At 41.3% G+C, this 16,205-nt stretch carries 11 protein-coding genes; all 11 read right to left on the minus strand.

The features are described from left to right. Nucleotides 1–15: 15 nt before the first annotated feature. Nucleotides 16–732, minus strand: coding sequence for a hypothetical protein (locus K6V48_RS06000; RefSeq protein ID WP_222368521.1), 717 nt, complete (start codon nucleotides 730–732; stop codon nucleotides 16–18). Nucleotides 733–932: 200 nt separating this feature from the next. Next, a complete protein-coding gene (locus tag K6V48_RS06005; protein WP_222368524.1) occupies nucleotides 933–1,259 on the minus strand; it encodes a hypothetical protein in 327 nt (108 codons plus the stop codon). A 133-nt stretch (nucleotides 1,260–1,392) separates the two neighbouring features. Beyond that, a complete protein-coding gene (locus K6V48_RS06010; protein WP_222368525.1) occupies nucleotides 1,393–2,319 on the minus strand; it encodes a hypothetical protein in 927 nt (308 codons plus the stop codon). 27 nt (nucleotides 2,320–2,346) lie between these two features. Further along, nucleotides 2,347–2,550, minus strand: a complete 204-nt coding sequence (locus K6V48_RS06015; RefSeq protein WP_222368527.1) for a hypothetical protein — start codon at nucleotides 2,548–2,550, stop codon at nucleotides 2,347–2,349. A gap of 78 nt (nucleotides 2,551–2,628) precedes the next feature. Next, nucleotides 2,629–3,294 (minus strand): TIR domain-containing protein, encoded by a 666-nt coding sequence (locus K6V48_RS06020; protein WP_222368529.1) that lies wholly within the window; start codon nucleotides 3,292–3,294, stop codon nucleotides 2,629–2,631. A gap of 162 nt (nucleotides 3,295–3,456) precedes the next feature. Next, nucleotides 3,457–6,051 (minus strand): SEC10/PgrA surface exclusion domain-containing protein, encoded by a 2,595-nt coding sequence (locus tag K6V48_RS06025; RefSeq protein WP_222368531.1) that lies wholly within the window; start codon nucleotides 6,049–6,051, stop codon nucleotides 3,457–3,459. A 344-nt stretch (nucleotides 6,052–6,395) separates the two neighbouring features. Then, the gene (locus K6V48_RS06030; RefSeq protein ID WP_024391424.1) at nucleotides 6,396–6,629 is read right to left on the minus strand and encodes a GlsB/YeaQ/YmgE family stress response membrane protein; all 234 of its coding nucleotides are present in this window, start codon (nucleotides 6,627–6,629) and stop codon (nucleotides 6,396–6,398) included. Between the two features lie 59 nt (nucleotides 6,630–6,688). Beyond that, a complete protein-coding gene (locus tag K6V48_RS06035) occupies nucleotides 6,689–7,930 on the minus strand; it encodes an aminopeptidase (protein ID WP_222368533.1) in 1,242 nt (413 codons plus the stop codon). A gap of 491 nt (nucleotides 7,931–8,421) precedes the next feature. After that, a complete protein-coding gene (locus K6V48_RS06040; protein WP_024391671.1) occupies nucleotides 8,422–9,024 on the minus strand; it encodes a nitroreductase family protein in 603 nt (200 codons plus the stop codon). Between the two features lie 153 nt (nucleotides 9,025–9,177). Then, nucleotides 9,178–13,569 (minus strand): PolC-type DNA polymerase III, encoded by a 4,392-nt coding sequence (locus K6V48_RS06045; protein ID WP_172018527.1) that lies wholly within the window; start codon nucleotides 13,567–13,569, stop codon nucleotides 9,178–9,180. Between the two features lie 430 nt (nucleotides 13,570–13,999). After that, complete coding sequence (locus K6V48_RS06050; protein WP_222368536.1) at nucleotides 14,000–15,862, minus strand: proline--tRNA ligase; 1,863 nt, start codon at nucleotides 15,860–15,862, stop codon at nucleotides 14,000–14,002. Nucleotides 15,863–16,205 lie beyond the last annotated feature (343 nt).

The raw sequence follows: 16,205 nt of genomic DNA on the forward strand, positions 1-16,205 counted from the left end.
ACGCTTTTTAGTTGTTTAATAGCCTAGGACCTGCCAATTTAATATCGACAAATCCAGTGGATTAGGATCTGCCTCAGCCTGTTGTTCTGCGCTTCCCATGATGATTTCTTTTTCTTGCACCAAGATAGCTGAGCTATCATCTGCCGCTAATTGATAAGTTTTTTTAATCCCTTCTCCTCTAAAGGAAGTCCATTCATATTGGGTCACAGTTCTATCGGAATTGATAGTAAAACTAGCCCGATAGCCACCTACTGGCGCAACTTCAGAGTGAGCCAGATAGGTTGAAACAGATTGATTCAGATAGTAAACTGCCGCTCCGTACATAGCACCAGTACTGTTCTGCCCACCTGTAAACAATTCCTTGGTTCCATTGCCGTCAATGTCATAAAAGGCATAGTGCGTAACGGTCCGTTCAGGATCCTCAGCAACCTTTGTAAGCGTTTCCGCATACAGACTCTCGTAGTCTTTTTCAGCTGAACTCGTCACTGTCTCTTGTTGGCTACTACTAGTCGTGGAACTGGAAGTTGAACTAGTGCTCGTTTCCGACCCGGTTGACGAACTGCTTTCCAAACTAGTCGAAGAAGTGGTAGATGAGCTCATCTCTACCCTACTGGAAGAGGTTGTTGATGAACTCGTGTTACCACCTGTCAGTTGCTGAACGATTGCTGACTGGCAGCCACTGAGAATGCACAAGCTGACCAAGACAAGTCCAAACGACAGGTATTTTTTCATTTTTTTCTCCATTATTGCAAAAAGAATCGGTAATACTCCATTGTGATCACTTATTATATTGCGGATTTCATTACTTTTGTATCTGATCGATTCAGATTTGAAATATATGTTTACAGATATTTATTTTTAATCAAATGCTTTCTTATCTACATCGTTATACTGTGTATTTCAGTAACATTTTCTATTCTTTTTGTTAATTATTATTCCTTTTCAAGTGTGATTGTTTCACCTTTGATCTCAAGTATCATTGCGTTATCTTTCAAGGTATAAGTTGCTGTTTCATTTATGTCTTGTCCCATCATTGAACCAGACAAGTCCATGGTTTTCTTAGAGGTATCAATAGGCCCTTCTAAGTCCATACCAAAAATCAAAGCGTTAATTTCTAATGAGGCATCTTTTCCTTCAACAACTAAGATATACTCTACTCCGTCAGCTTTACCCTTATAAGTTCCATCAAGCGAAGGGGCACAAGCTGTTAAAACGACTGCAACGATTGTCAAAAATACTAATTGTAAAATCTTTTTCATAAATTTCTCCTTTTGAAACAAAGACACTATCTGAGTTTCTCAATCCGATAGTGTCTTATTTGTGAATACGCGTCTAACTGTCTGACTATCATTTTATGGTAATATTCGGAAAGTTATTCCCCAAATAAACTACCTAATTACGCCGCACGAAAGCATTAGGATATCCTATATATTTTCCATTTTCCTCACTTCCTGTAATGATTCTGAAAACATCTCCCACATATGCATAAAATTGTTTGCTGCCAGCAGTTTCAAAAGGATCTTGATATACAAAACCATAAATCACTTCATACTGCTCACCAGTATTTTTGTCATAGATTGCTGTCCCAGAAGGGATAATTTCAAATTGTGCACTTCCATTCTCTAAATTTCCAATTCTAATACTTTCATTATAATACGTCAAATGTAATAAGGCATTGGGACCAGAAACATACTCAGAAACATCTGTCTCATTTAGAGATTCCGTGAGTGAATTTTTGACAATGTCAGAAACTTCCCCTTCCAAAAATTTAACCTGTAAATTTTTATCAGAATGATTAAATGACAAGTAGTACTCGCCATCAGCAAAGTAAGACTCCAAATCTAAATTATCCAATTTAAGCGTGGTTTTCTCTTCAAAATCATTTTTTAGATTTTGATAAAAGTCTGACCAGTCTGCATCCGTACTGATTGGTTTATTGTATGAGAGTAAAGCGGAAGACAATAGTGAGTCCGTATAGCTTAACTGACCCGTCTCATCTATGACAACATTTAATGGCTGAGTCATCGTAGGTACTAAGTATACATTGCCAAATTTTTCAATCAACACACCTCTAGCATAACCTATATTAAAAATGTCGTCATAGGTCTTCCCATCAATCGTTGTTATATTTTTAGATTGCTTCACATCCCCCGAACTATCTACATAATAATCACTACTTCCATTCCGTGTAGCAAAATTAGTCATTATTCTTTGAAAGGTTCCATCTTCAAAGACTGCCGTCTGAACTTCAAGAACACCGTCAGCTCCTCTAGTAATATATCCCTTATAGGTTCCAACATAGTCCTCAATATTATCCACTACAGTGTAGTTTTCCTCTTGAGAATCTCAAACTAGTTTTAAATTTGAAGTATCAAGGTCTAAATTCGGAGTTGTAGCCTCAGATGACGCAGCTGTTGTTTGTGAGCTAGCCGCTTCGCTGGTTCCTGTCACTTCCGAACTTGATTGACTAGTCGCATTGCTCAAGCCACATGCACTTAGTGACAGTAGGGTTGCCGACAGCAAGGTAAAACTGAACAATTTCTTTTTCATATGTAAACTCCATTTCTTTTTCTTAGTCTCCTAGCCTGCACAGCAAGCAAAAATGTTTGAACTATTATCCCGGTAATTCTAATTCTCTTCATCAAATCCATACAAATGATAAACCTCATTCATCAATTTTGTAGCAATTGTTGCTGGACTATATTCTTCATAGGCAACACCTAGAATATCCGATGCTATTTCTACATCCTCTTTATCTGTTTTATAATTTATTACCGAGATACGATGCTCTGAGTCTTTTAAATAGCCCAGTAGCAAACCAAGTTCCATCATAACATTTGGACGAGGTAGGAACTTCCCTGATTTAATCTCGATATCTGGTGATAAAAGCACAATCCCGTAATCCGCCTTGGCTACAGATTTCTCCAATTTATTCAAGAGGGTAGATCCATTTCCAGGTTGCTCTTCCATTACCTCAACCTTGAACCCCCATTTCTCCAGTAACCCCTGCACTTCATTCTTTTTTTCAATGTTCTGAAATGCATAGACGATAAAGATGGTTTTCTGGAGATTGGTCACCTTTTCATTCCAGTAGTCCAAATGCTTACTTAATATAGAAGCTTCTTTCCCGTCCGTAGTGATCGAATCATTGGAATAAAAGTTAATATTACCGTTTGCTAGCTTAAAACGGGCTTTCAAATTTCCACTCGGACCTTCTTTGGCCAAGAGTTTGTAAGGAGTTCGTTTCAGAAACTCTTCAATCATAAACTCATTCAACTTATCGTACTTAGACATTGTTACTCCTTTAAGATTTCAAATAATCTTTAGACTAGTATTTCCATAAAAATACGTTTCGCCGTTTCATATTTTCCTAAAACTGAATTTCTTTGTAAAAAAGGCAGAACACTCTTCTTCATCTTGTATTCCCAAATTGATAGCGAAGAGTGTTGTCTACCATTATTCTTCGGTATACTTCCGACGCTTGATTGCAAGGGATAGTCCCAATCCTAGTACCGTGAAACCAGCTAAGCTAGACAAGATACTTTCGTTACTTCCTGTTTGTGGTAGGCTAGCTGCCTGAACTGGCGCGTTTGCCACATCCAAGTATTTCACCTGTCCGTTTGAAGCAGATGCCACAGCTGTTCCTTTTACAGCACTTGGCTTGTCAAGTTGATCAAGCGGTGCTTGGCTGTTCCCTTTTGTTACTACAGTCGTGCCATTTTGGTTTTGACCTGATGTAGAAGAACCAGAGGAGCCACCTGTGCCTTGGTTATCGCCTGTCACTTCAGTAGGAGTTTTCACTTGTTCTTGAAGTTTGTAAAGGTTAGAGAGAGTCAGGTAGTGATTCGCCGCAAGGGTAAAGGAATTTTTCAAATCCGTTAATTTCGCTAGCTCTGTTTGGTAGACTGCACATGCTTCATCTTTAGCTTTCACAGCCTTGTCATAGGCTTCTTGAGCTTTGACCAAGTTTGCTTCAGCTTCTTGTAAACCTAAGAGTTTTGCTTTGGCATCTACCACTGCTTGTTTGGCATTTGCTAAGTCCGTTTCCAAGTTTTGAACTTCTTGGTTGAGTTGGTTTACTTTTGTTTTCAAGACATCAGCTTGGGCTTGTTTGGCTCGATAGTCTGAATACAAGCTAGTAGCCTTCGTTTGAGCTTGGTCAAGAACTGTTTTAGCAGTAGCCAGTTTTTGAGCTTGTTCAGCTTTTTGGGCTGTCAGAGCATCTAGGGCATCCACAGCTTGTTCATATTTGGCTTGTGCTTCAGACAATTTTGTATTTGCTGCATCTAAGTTCGCTTGAGCTTTTGTTGTTTCACTTTCTGTAGACAACAAAGTGTTATAAGCGTTTGTTGCTGATACAATGTTAGCTTTTGCTTCATTCAATGCTGTTACTGCTTGTGCCAAATCAGCTTGTGCACGATTTTGAGCCACATTAGCAAGTGCTAATTGTGTAGTCGCTTCAGTTAATGAGCTAGACTCATTTGTGAATGTCACATCCGCGGCATGCACTTCAGCGTTTGCTGCGATAGCGTTTTTATCAAGACCACCGATTGTGTATCTATCTTTATATGTTGCCATTACTAACCAATTGGTGTCAAATGTCATATCCAACACTTTGTGATTTTCATTTTCTTCAATGTGTGAATACACACCAATGCTCTGTGCAGTATCAATGTTAATCCAATGTGTATATTCACTACTTCTATCGTAAAATGTAAAGGATTGCAGTGCTTCACTCGCGATGTTCAAGAACTCTCGCATTGTCATAATTGTTTTCGTCACAATTGGGAATGTAATGTTTTCCCCAACAAGAACATTGTTTTCAAATACTTTGTCTTGACTTTCTCGAAGAATTGTTGTATTGTGCTCGTATGGTGCGTTTATTTCATCATACTTTTCACTACGTAGTTTTGCAACTTCGATTAGTTTAGTATTTGCTGTAACTTTTGTTAATCCAATATTTTCCGCTAATTTGTTATATACATCTACAACAAATTGATTCATTTTTTCAACTTGTGTATCTGTTAAGGAATTCAAATTAACTTGCTCATCACCAGAAATTTCAACATTCCAATAGCTGTTTAAATTATCATATACGTTATTATCGTCGAATACCTTACTCAACTCAGCAACTGTGTCCAAGGTTTTTGGTGTTGTCATGAATTTCTTCACAGCATCTTTTACCACTTGTGGCAAATTAATATCGATTGTGTATGATACTTCATTTTGGAGTGAATTAACCAAGGCTTGTGCTTCTGTCACCTTGCTTGCTGTTTCAGCTACTTGTGCTTCCAAACCATCAACCGTCTTTTGTGCATCGCTTTCTGCAACTTTAGCTTCATCTACTACTGTTTTTGCGTCTGCAATTTCTTGTGCTAAGCTTTGGTCACTTTCTTTTGCTTTAACCACGGCTTGTTCTGCTGTTGCAACATTTGCTTCTGCAGAAACTACTTCTTGTTTTGCAGTATCTACATTAGCTTGAGCTTGGTCAACATTTACTGTTTGGTTTTCCAATTGTGCAACAGTTTCTTGAGCTGCGTCTGCTTGTGCTTGAGCTTCAGTATAAGCAGTGTTTGCAGTGTCAGCTACAGCTTGTGCTTGGTCAGCTTGTTCTTGAGCAGTTGTTGCTTCTTGATTTGCGGTTTCAAGCAAGTCTTCAGTTTCTGATACTGTGGTTTCTGCTTCAACAATTTCAGCTTCTACTGCTTGAATAGCTTCAGGCGTTGCGGCTTCTGCTATTTCTTGAGCGGCTACAAGTTCTGTTTGTGTTGCGGCTTCGACAGCTTGCGCTGACTGCTTGGTCGTTAGTGCATCTGCAACCACCGTTTCTTGATGTTTGACCGCATCTCCAATGGCGCTAGCTTCGGCCTTAGCAGCTGCTACTTGTTCCTCCGTCACTTGATTGGTCGTCGTTGTTTCAGTTTCGTTAGCTGTTGTTGGTGTCGTCTCCAGCGTATCGGCACTTGCTTCCACACCAGAGAAACTAATTGCACCCGCCGCAAGGATGGCTGAGGCAAACGTTACCGTTTTTAACAAGTCTTTCTTCTTCATATAAACTCCTTTTATATTTATCACTACTATTGTACCCCCCCCCCCGAAGCCTTTTGTCAAGCGGTTTTGGGGATTTTTTTGTATATTTTTAGCTTTTTTTTCGTAGCTAATTTTCATCAGTTTCAAAAGATGATTACTTTCGCTTGGGGAAGGAGTGTATAGTGCACGAATGAGAGTGATTCTCCCCTATAGGGTAACAAATAATATGGTCAAAAAAAGGGAGGGGGAAAGATCTCGACTAGTCTGAGTTATGTCATTTTTTTAACCAAACTATTTGGCAATTTTAGCAAATTCCTCCACAAATAAAACCAAACCTCATCAGAAGTTTGGTTTTAGAGTTCATTTTAACTCCGTCTGGAACTTGAAAAAATGGCCACTAGCAATACTGCTCCAAAGACAGATGGAACCAAGGCCATGCCAGCAAATTGTGGTCCCCAATCACCAAAGAGCAACTGCCCAATCCACGAACCAGCAAGCCCAAGGATAATATTTCCCAGACAACCACGACGGTCGTCTGACGAAGTAAGTGCTCCTGCAATCATACCAATTATGGCACCTGCGATAATGCTTGTTAACATCTTATTTTCCTCCAACATTTACAAAATAAGACTGGTTGCCCAGTCTTATAGCATCATTTTTAGATTGCCCACTCACCGTCACGGAAGATTGGTACACGGGTACCGTCTTCACGGATACCGTCAATGTTCATCTTATTAGAGCCAATCATGAAATCAACGTGGACATCAGAACGGTTGAGACCTGCTTCTTTCAACTCTTCTTGGCTCATTTCTGTACCACCTTCAATTGAGAAGGCATAGGCTTGCCCGATTGCCAAGTGGTTTGAGGCATTTTCATCAAAGAGAGTGTTGAAGAAAGTTACACCTGATTGAGAGATTGGGCTCTTATCTGGTACAAGGGCAACTTCACCCAGACCGCGTGCACCAGCATTGTCAAAGACCAGTTTCTTCATGACTTCGTCGCCTTTTTCAGCAGTCACGTCCACAATCTCACCATCTTTGAAGGTTACCTTGATACCTTCGATAATATTGCCGTTATAGCTAAGCGGTTTTGTAGAAGTTACATAACCATCGGCCACACGATAGTCAGGTGCTGTAAAGACTTCTTCTGTTGGCATGTTGGCAATAAACTGCTCACCTTGGGCATTGATCGAACCAGCCGCTTCCCATAAGTGGTTTTTCGGCATACCGAGAACGAGGTCGGTTCCTGGTGCTGTGTAGTGCAATTTGACAAACTGCTCGTCGTTAAGAACCTTAGCTTTTGCTACCAAACGTGCTTCATGCTCTTCCCAGGCTTTGATTGGATCTTCTTCGTAGATACGGCAAGTCTTGAAAATTTGGTCCCAAAGCAGATCTACTGCTTCTTCGTCAGACGTTGCATTTGGGAAAACTTTTTTGGCCCATTCCAAACCAGATGCTGCACCAAGTGTCCAGCTGATTTTGTTAGCTTGAGTGGCTTGACGCATTGGGTTCAAGGCCTGGCTGATTGCACGAGCACTACGAGACAATTTCTCAGGATCAACGCCATCGTATGCACCAGGATCATCAGACAAGACAACCAAACGACTAGATTTGTGCTCTAATAAATAATTCATTTCAGCAACACGTTGTGGGTGAACTTGTTCCAAGCGTTCTACATCTACATTGACCAAACGTTCGCGAGCAATGACATCATCCGACCAGTTCACTAAGACCTCTGCTGCACCGAGTGCATAAGCTTCTTTAACAATCAAACGGGCCAACTCTGCCTGATCAACAGCAATTGTCAATTGGACTGTATGACCTGGTTGGACATTGATACCAGTTGATACCAAAAGTTTCGCATATTTCGCAAGATTTTCTTTAAAATTAGGTAATACCATGTTCATCTCCTTAGGTTATTATACTAGATTATTGTATCATATTTTGGTAAAGGGCAGATAAAAAAACTTCCTACAAAACAGGAAGTTAGTGGGAAGGTTGTGTCATATTCACTGAAGCTTTACACTCAACTAGGCAAGCTGACAAGTGACATTTCCAATTTTCGCAGGGTTAAGTTTTCAGTTTGCTCTTAGTACTACCTCTAACTATCTGGGAGATAGTTAGAGGTGGGAGATAACACGAACTCTGTTCGTGTCAACAGCTGCAGGCTGCTTCAACAGTCAGGGTAGTGACTGCTGAAGGTTGGAAATCATACTTACGATAGTAAGTAACGCTCGTAACGTACGCCAAAGCGAATTAACGACGTAATAAAGCAAACTGTAAGTATGTATACTCAATGAAAATTGAAGTCAGACTAGGCGACGCAGATGTAGATAGAACTTAAGTTCATCACATCAAGTCAACAACGTCTGACTTCAATTTTCGCAGAGTATTAGTTACCAAAAACCTTTACACGGTCAGAATCCGCCATGTAATCTTTTTCCCCTGCTGGAGCTGCGATGCTACCGAATGGAGCTTGTGCACGAAGTTTCCAGTTAGCTGGAATACCGTATTTTTCAGCAACTTGTGCATCTACCAATGGGTTGTAATGTTGAACGTTCATACCGATATTTTTCTCAGCAAATGCCAACCACACTGCGTACAAGTTGATACCATGAGCTTGTTCAGACCAGATTGGGAAGTTTTCTGCATAGAGTGGGAAGCTTTCTTGCAAGCCTTTAACTACGTCTTGGTCTTCGAAGAACAAGATAGTACCTGCTCCAGCAGCAAAGCTAGCCAAGCGGCCTTTAGTGCCTTCAAATGCTTCAGCTGGTGTTACTTTTTCCAATTCACTGTAAGCAATTTCGTTCCAGAAAGCTTCTGATTCAGCACCAAAAAGTACTACTGCACGACTTGATTGTGAGTTGAAAGCTGATGGTGATTCTTTCATAGCTTTCTCAACGAGAGCTACTACTTCTTCATTTGATACTGGCAATTCTTTACCGAGTGCATAAATAGTACGACGAGTTTCTTGAAGTTTTGCAAAATTTGACATAGGATTTCCTCTTTTCTATTTATTACTATTTAGTAATTTTTATCACTATGTAGAGATTATAAACCTATTCAAAAAAATAATCAAGAGTTTTGACTTCATTTTTTGTAAAAAATCACTGTCTCTCAAAATAACGAGAAACAGTGACCTTCCTTATTAAAACAAATCATCAAACAAACTCAACTGGTTGTCCTCTGGCATTTTACCCAGGATTCCCATTTCATCCATTTTTTCAACAAGCGTACCTGACAATCCTCCACGTTTTCGGAGTTCAGTCTTGGAGAGAAATTCTCCTTCAGCACGCGCTGCAACGACCTGCTTAGCAACGTTTTCACCCAGACCATCCATGGCAACAAAAGGTGGGATAAGGGTATCCCCCTCAATCAAGAACTCTGTAGCATGAGATTTGTATAAATCTAATTTACCAAACTTGAAACCACGTTCCAGCATTTCATTGACCAATTCAAGCGTGGTATAAAGATCCTGTTCAACGTTTGAAGCTTCGTTGTTCTTCTTTTTGAGGGCAATCTCTTCCATCTTGGACTTGACTTTATCCAGTCCACCTGACATGGTCGCCAAATCAAAGGCTTTCGCACGAATGGAGAAATATGCACAATAATAATATAGCGGATGATGAACCTTGAAGTAGGCAACTCGTAAGGCCATCATAACGTAAGCAGCCGCATGGGCTTTAGGGAACATGTACTTGATTTTACCACATGATTCAATGTACCAATCAGGTACCTTGTTATCCTTCATGGCTTGGATGTAACCATTTCGCTCTTCCTCTGAAATCTTGAGCCACATCCCTTTCCGCACCCGTTCCATGATGTTAAAGGCCATTTTCGGTGGCAAACCAGCATGCATGAGGTACACCATGATGTCATCCCGACAACCGATAACCGTAGATAGGTCAGCAATCCCGGATTTGATTAAGTCTTGCGCATTACCCAACCACACATCTGTACCATGTGATAGACCAGATAACTGAAGTAATTCCGAAAAAGTTGTTGGGTGGGTTTCTTCAACCATCCCTCGAACAAAGTTAGTCCCAAATTCCGGAATTCCTAACATACCGGTCGGTGTCCCAATCTGTTCAGGGGTAACACCTAAAATTTCTGTTCCTGAGAAAAGAGCCATGACTCCTTTATCATCTGCGGGAATCGTCTGTGGATCAATGCCTGACAAGTCCTGCAACTTCCGAATCATCGTCGGATCATCGTGTCCGAGAACATCGAGCTTAAGAACGTTTTCGTCAATATCATGGAAGTTAAAGTGAGTAGTTTGCCAACTTGCGGTAATATCATCAGCCGGGTATTGTACTGGGGTAAAGTCATAAACATCCATATAATTAGGAATAACAACAATCCCTCCCGGGTGCTGACCCGTTGTTCGTTTCACACCAGCTGCTCCTGCTGCTAAACGCTCCACTTCCACATCTCGGTAGAATTTGCCATAATCACGTTCATACCCACGTACAAAACCATAGGCCGTCTTAGCAGCTACTGTACCAACTGTTCCCGCACGGAATGCATATTCCTCACCAAAAATCTTACGCACGTCTAAGTGAGCAGATGGTTGATCATCTCCAGAAAAGTTCAAGTCAATATCGGGAACCTTATCTCCATCAAAACCTAGGAAGGTTTCGAAAGGAATATCCTGACCATCTTTTTTATACTTGGTTCCACAATTGATACATACCTTATCTGGTAAATCAAAGCCTGAACCATAGGAACCGTCTGTAATAAATTCACTGTGCTGGCAATTTGGACAGACGTAGTGAGGAGGCATTGGATTTACTTCTGTAATCCCAATCATGGTTGCTACGAAACTAGAACCAACCGATCCCCGAGAACCAACTAAGTAGCCCCGTTCATTCGATCGTTGTACCAACATCTGCGATGCCAGGTAAATCACTGCAAACCCATTACCAAGAATAGAAGACAGCTCTTTTTCTATTCGCAAGTCAATAATATCTGGCAAAGGATTACCATAAATCTCAAAGGCTTTTTGATAGGTTAATTCAGCAACTGTTTCCTCTGCCTTTTCAATATAAGGGGTATACAGATCCGTCTTCACGACTTCTACATCTTCAAACCGATTCAGCATCGCATTAGGATTGGTAATGACAATCTCACGAGCTAAACTTTCTCCCAGAAAGGCAAACTCGTCCAACATCTCGCTAGTCGTTCTAAAGTGAGCCTTAGGCAGTGGAGCTGGTTGGGCATTTTCCCCATTTCCAATGGTCCAGTTAATCGGTGCCCCTTGCCCTAGAGCCCGTACAATAATTTCCCGATAGATTTCTTCCTCGGGATCTATATAGTGAACATTCCCCGTCGCCAAAACTGGCAGTCCTGCCCTACGTCCTACCTCAATTAACTGCTTGATAGTTTCTTCAATCTCTGCAATATTCTTAAACTGTTCCTTGGCAATCATTGGTTCATAAAGAGCTGGAGGCATAACTTCGATAAAATCATAGTAGGAAGCCTTTTTTACCGCATCATCCATTCCCTTGGACAGAAGCTCATCAAACACTTCACCTTCTTGACAAGCTGTCCCTAGTATTAGTCCTTCGCGATGAGCATCCAGAACCGTTCTTGGTATGCGAGGAACACCTTCAAAATATTTTGTGTTTGACAGGGATACGAGCTTGAAGATGTTTTTTAAACCAACTTGATTGGTCACATATAAAGTGGCGTGTTTGACACGAGCCTTCTTATAAGAATCTTCTACAATTAGTTCGGTATTGAGTTGGTTAAGATTCGCTATTTGATGTTTTTCAAAGGCATCTTTTAAGAAGATGAAGAGCAAGCGCCCCGTCGCCTCCGCATCGTAGTTCGCCATATGGTGATGTTCCAAGGCTACCCCAAATCGCTTTGTCAACGGCCCCAGACCATGTCGCTTATAATCTGGATAAAGATTTCGAGCAAACTCCAAGGTATCAATTACAGGTTGACTAATCGTTGGAAGACCAGCCCGCTCGTAGTTGACATCCATAAAACCGACGTCAAAAGTAGCATTATGCGCAACCAAAATCGAACCCTGACAGAAGTCTTGAAACTCACGTAAGACTTGCTCAAGTGGTTTCGAGCCTCTCACATGTTCATCCGTAATCCCTGTCAACTCAGTCGTAAACTGACTCAGCGGATGACCTGGATCGATAAATTCATCAAATTCAGCAACGATATTTCCTTTATGCATCTTAGAGGCCGCAATCTGAATCAGGGAATTATTGACTGCAGAGAGGCCTGTTGTTTCCACGTCAAAAACCACATAAGTGGCATCTGATAGCACCACATCTGCTACATTGTAGGCAATCGGAACAGAATCCTCAACGATATTAGCTTCCATTCCAAAGAGAGCTTTAATACCGGCCTTTCGCGCAGCATGATAACCATGTGGGAAAGACTGAACATTTCCGTGGTCCGTAATCGCCACAGCCTTATGACCCCAAGCTGCTGCACGCGCGATTAAATCCTCAACTGCTGGCAGGGCATCCATCGTTGACATATTGGTATGGGCGTGAAATTCAATACGTTTCTCATCATCAGGCATCAGATCCTTACGAATTTCTTTTTTGACCTCTTGAACTTCCTGTACATTCATGGTCAAATCACGCGTAAAATTATTGGTCTCCACATTTCCACGAACCCTTAACCAGTTACCTTTTTTTACCATATCAAATTTTTGAGCCTCTTCTTCATTTTTAGCCCACTTCTGCATGGTAAAAGAAGATGTATAGTCGGTCATCTTGAAATTGATAATGACACGTCCCGTCTTCGTGGTTTTCTGCTCAACATCAAAAACTAACCCTTCAAAGACAATACGATTTTCTTCACTGTCCACCTCAATCATCGGAGTAATATCCGCTTTCTCAATATTGACTTTAGCAGGACGGTTTTTCTTATATTCTGGGACAAATGGCTGAGCTGCCTCTGGTGGTGGAGCCATTTGAGATAGTTGTTCCAGGGCCGCTAAATTTTCCTCATTAGCCTGCTGGTAAATTTCTTCATTTTGTGCATGGAAAACCTCTGCCTGTTGTTGCGTCATTTCTTGGCAGACTTCAATATCTACAGTTAGATTCCCAAAACCAAATCGCTTGTATTGTTCAACTAAATTCGGCAAATGATTCTTGCGAAAATGAGCTGTATCAATCGTTTCTGGTCCTTTTATCCACAGAACCCCGTCTCGATAAGTCACAGCAAGTGGCTGAAACAGTGCCCTGAACCCAGCACTCTGGCACAAATCTTCCATAAAAGCCTCTGGATAATAGGCTTCCACCAAACCCGCCTCAAAACGGTCCGCATCTGTTACCAAAGAAAATTGAATCTTGTTCCCTAGTTTTTCAAACTCTGTTTTCAAATGAGCCTTAAAGAGTTGATAATCTAAAAGTGGTAGTGGATTTTCAAAACGGAAGGTAAACTCCCATAATTTACTGACCTTGTGCAAGACCACTTTCTCAATCTTTGCAGTCGAAAAAGCCCCTGATTGTCGTGCATCAAGAGGCATCCCGATTTGTTGAAGCAAAAGCTGAAATTTATCTGACATGACCATTTCCTTTGTAATTAGTTAGAATCATTTTACCACAAATGGAGGAATTTTTCTTGGACTAAGTGAGGGACGGACTTTTCCGGCAGGCCATCATTATTCAACTTGCTTTTTCAAGTTTCCTTGTTATCATAGAAATAGAAAAAGGCAAATGCGTCAACAACTACCCACTGTAGAACCGTTAAACGGACGGTGACTCGTTAATTTTAACTAAAGAAACGGCCGTTACTTGCCAAAGTATTGACGTCAATTCCTTTTTGTCATGTCCTGTGAAGAATTTATTGTACAAGCTGATTAAAACCACGGAAATGCTACCAGAAGCTAGAATCTTCTGTACAACCTCAAAAGTGGAAACAGCATATTTTTTTGTCGTGGGATAACCGATAATATCAACAAAGACTTGGCTATCATCAACCAAGTCTTTTTCTGTTTATTCATTTTCTTTAGTAAGAATTTGAAGGGTTTCAAGGAGTTGATCCACATGAACTTCTACAGTATCACCTGTGCCCTTGATTTTCACTTCGACAATGCCATCCGCTGCTTTCTTACCAACTGTCACACGGATTGGCAAGCCAATCAAGTCACTATCAGAGAACTTCACGCCGACACGCTCATTACGGTCGTCAGTTAATACTTCATAGCCTGCACCAACCAAACTTGCTTCGATAGACTGAGTCAATTCCATTGCCGCTTCATCTTTGACATTAACTGGAATCAAATGCACATCAAACGGTGCCAATTCTTTAGGGAAATTGATCCCCCAAGCGTAACGGTATTCGCCTTTTGGTGTCTTATTAACAAAGAGGCGAGCGTGTTGTTCAAGAACGGCTGACAAGAGTCGGCTAACACCGATTCCGTAGCATCCCATGATAATCGGCATAGAACGACCATTCTCATCCAAGATGTTGGCATTCATACTGTCTGAATAGCGTGTACCGAGTTTGAAGATGTGACCAATCTCGATACCACGGGCAAAGTTAAGAACACCGTGACCGTCTGGTGATGGCTCCCCTTCTTTGACTTCGCGAATGTCCACATACTCAGTCACTTGGAAATCACGTCCCGCATTGGCACCTGTGTAGTGGAAACCGTCTTCGTTGGCACCGACAACAGCATTTTTCACATCTTGCACCTTACGGTCTGCAATAATCTTAATGTTTTCTGGCAAGCCGACTGGTCCAAGGGAACCAAAACCTGCACCGAAGACTTTTTCAGCATCCGCTGGACTTGCTACATCAAAGAAATCTGCTCCAAGGTGGTTTTTCAACTTAACATCATTGACCTGGTCGTTGCCAACAAGTAGGGCAATAACAGGCTCCCCATCTGCCATAAAGAGCATGGTTTTAATGGTTTGCTCTTCCGCAACATTCAAGAAGGCAGCCACTTCATCAATTGTTTTTGCATCTGGTGTAGCAACTTTTACTAATGCCTCTTCAGCAACCACAGCTGTCCGTGGTTTGTACTCACTCGTTGCCATCTCTAAGTTGGCAGCGTAGCCAGATTCGCTTGAGTAAGCGATAGTATCTTCACCAGATACAGACCAAGCCAAGAGTTCTGCTTTAATCGCTTCAAGGACATCCTCTGGGATTTCCTCAAAAGAAGCAACCGATTTATCCAAGACAACCCAGCGATTTAGATCGGTACGGTCTGGGGTGATAGCCATAAATTCTTGACTATCCTTACCGCCCATTGCACCACCATCACCGATAATAGCCTTAAACTCCAAGCCTGCACGAGTGAAGATTGCCTCGTAAGCCGCCTTGTAGTCATCGTAGGTCTGGTCCAGACTCTCATAGCTAGCGTGGAAGCTGTAGCCATCTTTCATGATGAACTCGCGCCCACGGAGGAGACCATTACGAGGACGTTTTTCGTCGCGGTATTTTGGTTGGATTTGATAGATATTAAGCGGCAACTGCTTATAAGATTGAACTGCATCACGCGCTAAAAGTGTCACCGTTTCTTCGTGGGTTGGTCCCAAGATAAAATCAGAACCTTCGCGGTTTTTGAGTTTGTATAAGTCATCGCCATATGTTTCGTAACGACCTGACTCACGCCAGATATCTGCTGACAAAAGCGCTGGCGCTAAGAATTCAATAGCATCAATTTTGTCAAACTCCTCACGCATGATTTTTTTCGTTTTTTCAATCACACGGTTTGCCAATGGCAAATAGCTGTAAATACCAGCAGAAATCTGACGGACATAGCCCGCACGCAACATCAAAGCGTGGCTAATCACCGACGCATCCGAAGGCATCTCCCGCAAAGTAGGGATAATCAATTTAGACTGTTTCATAGTTAAGATATAAGTGCGTTAAGAAAACGAAACGAAAATAGGAAACCTAACGCAGTGCCTTTGGCACTAGGCAGGTTTATCTTTTTCGTAAAGTTTTTAGCACGCATTCAATTCCTTTCGTAGTTTACTTGATTGGAAGACAAAGAATTAGCTTTTCAAAACCCTCGCCGATGCTCGAGTTCAAATCTGAAACTCTCTGTTCCTTTCTTTTTCGTAGTTTTCAGAACATCCTGCGTTTAGCACGCATTCAATTCCTTTCGTAGTTTACTTTATTTGGAAGACAAAGAATTAACTTTTCAAACCACTCGCTGACGCTCGAGTTCAAATCTGAAACTCTCTGTTC

The organism is Streptococcus suis (genome assembly GCF_019794555.1).
Taxonomy (GTDB): Bacteria; Bacillota; Bacilli; order Lactobacillales; family Streptococcaceae; genus Streptococcus; species Streptococcus suis_AB.

Coding starts and splice junctions, on each gene's coding strand:
- K6V48_RS06000 (WP_222368521.1), bottom strand. CDS start 732: ATGAAAAAATACCTGTCGTTTGGACTTGTCTTGGTCAGCTTGTGCATT.
- K6V48_RS06005 (WP_222368524.1), bottom strand. CDS start 1,259: ATGAAAAAGATTTTACAATTAGTATTTTTGACAATCGTTGCAGTCGTT.
- K6V48_RS06015 (WP_222368527.1), bottom strand. CDS start 2,550: ATGAAAAAGAAATTGTTCAGTTTTACCTTGCTGTCGGCAACCCTACTG.
- K6V48_RS06020 (WP_222368529.1), bottom strand. CDS start 3,294: ATGTCTAAGTACGATAAGTTGAATGAGTTTATGATTGAAGAGTTTCTG.
- K6V48_RS06025 (WP_222368531.1), bottom strand. CDS start 6,051: ATGAAGAAGAAAGACTTGTTAAAAACGGTAACGTTTGCCTCAGCCATC.
- K6V48_RS06030 (WP_024391424.1), bottom strand. CDS start 6,629: ATGTTAACAAGCATTATCGCAGGTGCCATAATTGGTATGATTGCAGGA.
- K6V48_RS06035 (WP_222368533.1), bottom strand. CDS start 7,930: ATGGTATTACCTAATTTTAAAGAAAATCTTGCGAAATATGCGAAACTT.
- K6V48_RS06040 (WP_024391671.1), bottom strand. CDS start 9,024: ATGTCAAATTTTGCAAAACTTCAAGAAACTCGTCGTACTATTTATGCA.
- K6V48_RS06045 (WP_172018527.1), bottom strand. CDS start 13,569: ATGTCAGATAAATTTCAGCTTTTGCTTCAACAAATCGGGATGCCTCTT.
- K6V48_RS06050 (WP_222368536.1), bottom strand. CDS start 15,862: ATGAAACAGTCTAAATTGATTATCCCTACTTTGCGGGAGATGCCTTCG.